This window comes from bacterium (genome assembly GCA_024226335.1).
Taxonomy (GTDB): Bacteria; Myxococcota_A; UBA9160; order SZUA-336; family SZUA-336; genus JAAELY01.
The window spans coordinates 53,789-60,590 of record JAAELY010000269.1; the positions used below are offsets into that span (position 1 = coordinate 53,789).

At 62.6% G+C, this 6,802-nt stretch carries 9 protein-coding genes; 4 read left to right on the plus strand and 5 right to left on the minus strand.

Annotation, left to right across the window (positions count from 1 at the left end; translation table 11 throughout):
• Positions 1-21 precede the first annotated feature (21 nt).
• Positions 22-807 (plus strand): glycerophosphodiester phosphodiesterase, encoded by a 786-nt coding sequence (locus GY725_14295; protein ID MCP4005359.1) that lies wholly within the window; start codon positions 22-24, stop codon positions 805-807.
• An 8-nt stretch (positions 808-815) separates the two neighbouring features.
• Here the strand turns inward: GY725_14295 and queG are convergent, their stop codons facing one another.
• Complete coding sequence (gene queG, locus GY725_14300) at positions 816-1,904, minus strand: tRNA epoxyqueuosine(34) reductase QueG (GenBank protein ID MCP4005360.1); 1,089 nt, start codon at positions 1,902-1,904, stop codon at positions 816-818.
• 19 nt (positions 1,905-1,923) lie between these two features.
• Here queG and GY725_14305 point away from each other — a divergent pair, with 19 nt between their 5' ends.
• Entirely contained in the window at positions 1,924-2,514 is a 591-nt protein-coding gene (locus GY725_14305) for a hypothetical protein (GenBank protein ID MCP4005361.1), read from the plus strand.
• Here GY725_14305 and GY725_14310 read toward each other — a convergent pair.
• Genes GY725_14310 through GY725_14320 form a run of 3 tightly spaced genes read right to left on the minus strand, consistent with a single transcriptional unit; the run spans position 2,511 to position 4,069 of the window.
• Positions 2,511-3,140 carry a hypothetical protein gene (locus GY725_14310; GenBank protein ID MCP4005362.1) on the minus strand — a complete coding sequence of 210 codons (630 nt, stop codon included), beginning with the start codon at positions 3,138-3,140 and terminating at the stop codon, positions 2,511-2,513. The genes GY725_14305 and GY725_14310 overlap by 4 nt on opposite strands.
• A gap of 5 nt (positions 3,141-3,145) precedes the next feature.
• Positions 3,146-3,562 (minus strand): hypothetical protein, encoded by a 417-nt coding sequence (locus GY725_14315; GenBank protein MCP4005363.1) that lies wholly within the window; start codon positions 3,560-3,562, stop codon positions 3,146-3,148.
• A 12-nt stretch (positions 3,563-3,574) separates the two neighbouring features.
• Positions 3,575-4,069: a MaoC family dehydratase gene (locus GY725_14320; GenBank protein MCP4005364.1), complete on the minus strand. Its 495-nt coding sequence runs from the start codon at positions 4,067-4,069 to the stop codon at positions 3,575-3,577.
• 224 nt (positions 4,070-4,293) lie between these two features.
• Between GY725_14320 and GY725_14325 the strand changes: the two genes are divergently transcribed.
• Complete coding sequence (locus tag GY725_14325; protein MCP4005365.1) at positions 4,294-4,797, plus strand: ribonuclease HI; 504 nt, start codon at positions 4,294-4,296, stop codon at positions 4,795-4,797.
• A 21-nt stretch (positions 4,798-4,818) separates the two neighbouring features.
• Here GY725_14325 and GY725_14330 read toward each other — a convergent pair whose 3' ends face one another.
• On the minus strand, positions 4,819-5,520 hold the full coding sequence (locus tag GY725_14330) for an SDR family NAD(P)-dependent oxidoreductase (GenBank protein ID MCP4005366.1): 702 nt from the start codon (positions 5,518-5,520) through the stop codon (positions 4,819-4,821).
• Between the two features lie 316 nt (positions 5,521-5,836).
• Here GY725_14330 and GY725_14335 point away from each other — a divergent pair, with 316 nt between their 5' ends.
• Positions 5,837-6,667, plus strand: coding sequence for a class I SAM-dependent methyltransferase (locus GY725_14335; protein ID MCP4005367.1), 831 nt, complete (start codon positions 5,837-5,839; stop codon positions 6,665-6,667).
• Positions 6,668-6,802: the final 135 nt, after the last annotated feature.

Consider the following 6,802-nt stretch of genomic DNA (forward strand, 5'->3'; position numbering starts at 1 on the left):
ACGGACTGCTAGGCTTGCGGCATGCATCCCTACTTCGATTCCTCCCGACCCCACCTCTTCGGTCATCGCGGCGCGAGTGGCGAGGCACCCGAAAACACCCTGCCCGCTTTCGAGCGCGCCTGGAGTGAGGGTGTTCCGTATCTCGAGATGGATTGTCATGCCAGCAGCGACGGCGAAATACTGATCTTTCACGACGCGGACCTGGCGCGAACCAGCGACGGCGAAGGCCCACTGAAAGAGCACAGCTTCGCGGAATTGCAGCGCCTCGATGCGGGCTACCACTTTTCCCCGGATGCGGGTCGAACTCACCCCTTTCGGGCTGCGGGTGTGCGCATTCCGAAGCTGAGCCAGGTACTCGACGCGTTTCCCGAGGCGCGTATCAATCTGGAGATCAAACAGGAGGAGCCGGAGATCGCCGAAGAAGTCGTGCGTCTGCTCGTGCGCGCGGGCGCTCTGGATCGCACTCTGCTCGCAGCCGAAGAAGAGTCGATCATGGAGAGGCTCCGCAAGCTGGATCCGGGCACGGCCCTGGGCTCTTCCCTGGCGGACTGTATCGCCTTCGTGCAGGCGGCCGCAGAAGATCGCATGGACAGCTTCCAACCGCGGGGCGATGCCTTGCAGATTCCGGCCACGGCCTTGGGAAAACCACTGGTAACCAAAGAACTGGTCGCAGCCGCCCACCACCATGGCCTTCTGGTCCATGTCTGGACGATCAACGATCCGGCCGAAATGAAAAAGCTGCTTGCGCTGGGCGTCGACGGCTTGATGTCGGACTTTCCCGGGCGATTGATCGAAACGGTCGGCTGAGCTCTCGTCTATCCCGAACTCTCGATACGGTCGCGCGCCCACGACGCCGCCTCGGCCAACACCGGATCGTCGTGTTCCAGGTACGGCTCGACGCGGGACAGGAGAGCCACATCGCGCAGATTGCCAGCAGCCACGAGCGCATTGCGGCGCAGACCCGCCAGTTTGGCGCGTTTGATGGATGATCTGCGAAGCCGAACGCGCAGAGCCTCATCGTCGAGATCGAGCAACTCTGCAATCGACGGTGCATACCATTCGGGGCGCGGTTCGAAGCAAGCGTCTTCGCTCAGCGGCCGGGCACTGCGCCGATTCCAGGGGCAAACTTCCTGACACAGATCACAGCCGAGCAAGTGATCGCCCACGCCTTCGCGTAGATCACGCGGTATCGCACCGCGATTCTCGATCGTCAGGTACGCGATACAGCGTCGCGCATCCAGCACTCCCGGTTGCACGAAGGCGCCGGTCGGACACGCATCCAGACATGCACGACAACTACCGCAATGGTCCACCGCGGGCGCATCCGGAGCAATCTGCAGATCGGTCAGCACGACTCCCAGGAACAGATAGGAACCGAGTTCTCGATCGATCGCACAGGCATTCCGGCCAATCCATCCGACGCCGGCCCGCTGCGCGAGCAAGCGCTCCGGTACCGGCCCGGTGTCAACATAGGGTTTGAACTTCGCATCCGGCTGCTCCGCTGAAAGCGCCGCCACGAGTTCCTCCAGTCGTCGGGACACGATCTGGTGATAATCGTCGCCCCACGCATAGCGCGAAACCCAGCCCGATCCCGGCGCTCGTGGTGCACTCGAATCGGCAGCACCGGTATCGTAGGGAACGGCCGCCACGATCGCGGAACGAGCCCCGGGCAGCACGAGGGTCAGGTCTTCGCGCTCTTCGAGTCGCCGCCCGATGTAGTGCATCTCGCCGGCGTAGCCGCGTTCGACCCATTCGCGCACACGCCGGGCCTCCGGATAGTTCGCAACGGCGGCCACCCCGATCCGCGAGAGACCGTGCTCCTGTGCCAACTCAGTCAGGCGTTCGCGCAAGATTGCGGGCGCGTGTTCGCTGGCTTTCCCTGCCGCTGCTACGTTTTCGCTCATGTGGGGAAGAGATCGATTCATGGGCCGGGCCGGGCTGCTCTGCACGCTCGCGGTGTTCTGCAGTTGCGCGTATCAGGTGCTTCCGATGGGCGAGAGTCCGCCGGCTTTGAGTCCGCCCGATCCACCGTTGCGCCTGACGGTAGCAGTTCGCGAAGGCTCCTTCGATCAATCAAACCTGAACGGCGATGCCATCGTCGCCCACTTTGCCGACGAACTGCGACAGAGCCGGGTTTTCGAGGGCGTGATGCACCCGATGCCAGCGGACATCGACCCGATGTGGCAACTGGAACTTTCGGCGAGCGACGGAGGCGTGGAACCCGACTCGAATTTCTGGAAGGGGTTCTTCACCCAGGCCGTGCCTCCGGTCGCGATCTTCGTCTACTTCCAGAACGACTACACACTGGAGCTTCAAGCGCTGCTCTTGAAGAACCGGAAACTGGTCGAGACCTACCGCGCCCGTTCGACGATCCGCCACCGCTACCAGATCTACGCCAACAAGAAGCGCATGCAAACCGAGGCGCTAGACACGTTGGCGCGCACGGCAACACGTCAGGTGCTGGCCGAACTCAAGCGAGACGCAGACCGACTCCGACGCGAGAATTCCTTCTAGCAGGTCGCGCTCCGGTCTTCGCGGGTCAACAGAAACCAACTGCCCAGGTCCTTGCCCCTGCGCGCGGCCGAGCCAATCGTCACGTGCTCCGATACGCGCCGCATCGTATCGACCATATATCCGTAGACGAAACGAGAAAGGCCGGCATCGTTGCGTCGGATCTCCGGCCATTGCTCGGGCCGGGTGACTGGCAATAGTGTGTAGTCGATCAGCACTTCGCGCCGCGATTCGTCGTCTCGCGCCACGAAAAAACCGGGACCGGTGACGGCCACGAGGGCACGGCGAGGCTGGAAATTGAAGCCGTACAAGGCCTCGGGCCGTTTCGGCTCCATGTTCGCCGGTCGACAGAAGCGCTTCTCGAAATCGGAAAACAACGGCAGCGAGTTGTGGCCGAAATGGCGAACCTGTTCGAGATCTCCGCAAACGGAAGGAACGAAATCGGCCAGTTCGAGTTCCGCAATACCTTCGACCGCTTCGTAGAGGGCGCGCTGATCCGTGCGACCCACGGCGCGAATCGCGGCCACGCGTTCTCCGTGCGCAAGCGCATCGAGAAAACTCGCGATCGCTCGGGGCCGGATCGGCCGCTCGCGCAGCCGACCGACCAGTTCAGCTCCGGGTGAACTCACCGGCATCAGTCGAAGACGACGAACGCCTCGCCCGGCGTCGTCTTCTTGCCCTCACCATTTTCCGTCCAGATCTTCAACTGCGCCAGCTTTTGCCCGCCCTCTTCGAATTTCTTCGCCACCGTGCCTTTGCACGTGACGGGCTGGTCGGGCATGTCCATGCCCCGGTACTGGCAGGACAGTTTCTGGATTCGACCGTTGTGGCCGAGCCAGTTCGACACCAGTTCTCCCAACGCCGCGTACTTGAAACGACCGTGCACGATGATCGATCCAATCTGTTTGGCCTGCGGGAAGGCGTAGTCGTGATGAAGTGGGTTGAAATCGCCAGAACCGGCGGCGTATTTCACGAGTTGCGTGACCCCCGGCTTCTTCTCGAGCACCGGCAGTTCTTGTCCCTCTGAAATCGTGTCCCAGGTAACAGCCATGGTCTTGAACCCCTAGTAGAAGATCGCCTGCGAAGTCTGCTTCGCGACGAGCTTTCCGGTCTGCTGGTTGGTGTATGTGGTTTCGTTGGTCACGAGCAACATCTTGCCCAGACTCCCGCTCTGACGAACGGTCAGATCGGCAACCTTGCTGACGACCGTCAGCGTGTCACCGGCGCAGACCTGGTCGAAATACTCGGTCTCGGTGCCACCGTCGAGCAAACCTGGCAGGCCGTGATCGACCCGTGGCTGGCCATCGACGGGACCGCTGAACGTGTCACTGGATCGACCGGGAATGAACACGGGCGTACCCAGATAACAGGGCGGCGCCGGCAGACTCTTGTAGCCGGCCTTTTGCGCCGCATCGACATCGAAATACACTGGATCGGTGTAGCCAACACCGCGCGCGAAAGCGCGAATGCTGGTGGTCGTGACTTCCGAGGTCCAGGGCGGTGATTCCTTGCCGATGCTCTCTCTCATCGCATCGCTGATCTCGAACTCCTTGGCCATGGGATCTCCGTCGCTTGCGGTGGGTAACTTGCGCACGCTCGCTTTTGGACCCACCGACTGGGGACTCTTCGAATTCGCGGCGCGCGCTGCGCCGTATTCTAACAGGATGCGCGGAATGTCCGGCTCGAGCCCGCGAGCACAGCGCGGAGCGTTGGCGCGCTCAGCGCGGATGGCCGAGCATACGCAGCCACGCCGCGCCGGTGCGCGCGAGGAGCCGCTTGGACATGAGTCGCGACCGTTCGGATTCCCTATTGACCCCGGAACAGGTCCTGGATCGCTTCAGCGACGGGCCGCAGACGGGCGTGTTCACGGACGGCAGTTGCGAGGGCAATCCGGGTCCGGGTGGCTGGGGTTTCGTGCACGTCGAGGACGGCGAGATCCTCGCGCGAGACCACGGCTTCGATGCCGACACCACGAACAACCGCATGGAGTTGCAGGCTCTGATCGAGGCCTACCGGAGTCTTCCCGGAGACGCCAAGCTCACGATCTATTCGGACAGCCGACTCTGCGTCGACACGATCAATCAGTGGGCTGCGGGCTGGGAAAAGCGGGGCTGGCGGCGCAAGGGCGGGCCGGTGAAGAATCTGGAACTGGTCAAACAGCTATACGCGCTTTCCAAGGAACATCGGGGCGTGGAACTGCGTTGGATCCGCGCTCACGATGGCTCCCTCTGGAACGAATACGTGGATGCGCTCGCATCCAGCTATATGCGAGACCCGCGCGCCTGAGCCCCAGGGCTCAGCGCGGGCTCAGACGGGAATCAGAGCGCCGCGAACGGAAATCGCCGCATCACTGCTCAGCCATTGGATGACTGATGCAATTTCGCCCGGGGCCGTCCAGGTCGAGAAGTCGGCGTCGGGCATGGCGGCACGATTCGCAGGCGTGTCGATCGTAGTCGGGACCACGGCGTTGACCCTCACCCCGGAACCGGCCAGCTCGTTTTGCAGGCTCCGAGTGAGCGCGACCAGCGACGCCTTCGACGCGCTATAGGCCGCGATTCCAGCCGGACAGTCGAGCGCCGCCTGCGATGCGATATTGACGATGCTCCCGGAAACGCGCGCGATCATTCCCGGAACGACGGCCGCGCTCATGGCCGCAACGGTGCGCACGTTGATCCGGTACATAGCGTCCCAGAGTTCGAGATCGGTCTCGTGAACCGGCGCGCCACCGCCAAAGCCACCGACGCCGTTGACCAGCACGTGTACCTCGCCCGCGACCCGAACCAGTTCGCGCGCGTCGGCCGATTCGGCAACATCGGCCTCGAATAGCATCAGCCGACCCGCATCGACCTCGGCAGAATGGGCGGAGTGAACGCACTCGACCTCGTCCTTGTCGATCCACGGCAGTACGACCCGATCGCCATCGGCGAGAAAGGCCTCGAGCAACGCGCGGCCCAGGGCTCCGGTTCCGCCGGTGATGAGGGTCGTCCGTCCCGACTGTTGCTTCGGCATCATCCTTCCAAGCATACGCGAAGGCGGCTCCGGTCGGACCGAAACGCCAGAAAGAGCGTCTGGGCAGGGACCGGAAACAAGATTCTCGCAGCTCCAGTTTCAGATTCCGAATGTGAACCTAAGTATCTAATTTTTCAGCCTTTTAGAGAGGTTTTCAACGATGGCATCCCCACGGTCGTATCTGAATATGCTGGACGAATGCACGCTCCTTGCGTATATCAGTTGAGCGCGCAGACTCTGGGTATCCCCTCCACCCCGGAGACGCTCCCTGAGTTGAAGTCGGCGCATCGATTCAACGACCGATTCAGGAGTTCCGATGAGTGCCCCCGCAGAGAGTGTACTGCGACGCCCTGTTCTGAAACCAAGTGCAGAACTCCCCCAGATGCGGGTATTTCTGCCGGAACCGGGTAACCCGGCGAACGGACCGCTGTCCGCAGGCCGCGAGGCAACATTTTGCATCGTGGAAGACGGCGCGACGGAACGCCAGGTGCGTTTCAAGGGCGATCCGCATCTCTGGGAATGGCCCGGCGTCTACGAGCACCTCGTGCGAGACCTGCTGCGCGGAAACGCACCAGCCGCCGTTTGTCGATTGCTGGAACGGGCCATCCGAGCCAGCGGGGAACGACCCGAAACGCTGCGAGCCATCGATCTGGTCGCGGGTAACGGCTGGGTGGGACAGGAACTCAACGCGATCGGAATCAACGAAATCATCGGTATTGACGCCTCGGCCGCAGCGGCCGCAGCAGCCGAGCGAGACCATCCGGGCGCCCATTCTGAATTCCGCGTGCTCGATATCCGGCGCCTGAGCGAAGCGCAGCGCGATGAACTCATGGGCTTCGATTTCAACAGCCTGATCTGCATCGAACCTCTGGCGGTTGAAGAACCGCCGCCCAATGCTTTCACCGAAGCTTTCAATCTGCTGGCTCCGGATGGCTGGGTCGCCTTCCATCTGCACGCCGGTTCAGCCGAAGGCGGACGAGACTCGCGCTTCGCGCATACGGTTCATCGCATGATCCGGAGCCGAGCGCTGCACGTGCACACGCAGCAGCGCTACCGCCATCGCTTCACCACACACGGAAGCCCGTTGTTCCACGTCGCGGTGATCGGTCGCAAGACGCGAGACTTCGAACCGGGCGAGCCCAGCTAGGGAACCTCTGCACAGGGAGGCTGCGGCTGCGAAGCGCGATGCATCCGCCTGCGCTGCGTCGCGCGACCCTCTGCAGATCTACGGATCTGCGATCGGATCACGCTTCTTGCTCAGGCGGCGACTCCCGCTTCTCGC

Coding starts and splice junctions, on each gene's coding strand:
- GY725_14295 (MCP4005359.1), top strand. CDS start 22: ATGCATCCCTACTTCGATTCCTCCCGACCCCACCTCTTCGGTCATCGC.
- GY725_14305 (MCP4005361.1), top strand. CDS start 1,924: ATGGGCCGGGCCGGGCTGCTCTGCACGCTCGCGGTGTTCTGCAGTTGC.
- GY725_14315 (MCP4005363.1), bottom strand. CDS start 3,562: ATGGCTGTTACCTGGGACACGATTTCAGAGGGACAAGAACTGCCGGTG.
- GY725_14330 (MCP4005366.1), bottom strand. CDS start 5,520: ATGCCGAAGCAACAGTCGGGACGGACGACCCTCATCACCGGCGGAACC.
- queG (MCP4005360.1), bottom strand. CDS start 1,904: ATGAGCGAAAACGTAGCAGCGGCAGGGAAAGCCAGCGAACACGCGCCC.
- GY725_14335 (MCP4005367.1), top strand. CDS start 5,837: ATGAGTGCCCCCGCAGAGAGTGTACTGCGACGCCCTGTTCTGAAACCA.
- GY725_14325 (MCP4005365.1), top strand. CDS start 4,294: ATGAGTCGCGACCGTTCGGATTCCCTATTGACCCCGGAACAGGTCCTG.
- GY725_14320 (MCP4005364.1), bottom strand. CDS start 4,069: ATGGCCAAGGAGTTCGAGATCAGCGATGCGATGAGAGAGAGCATCGGC.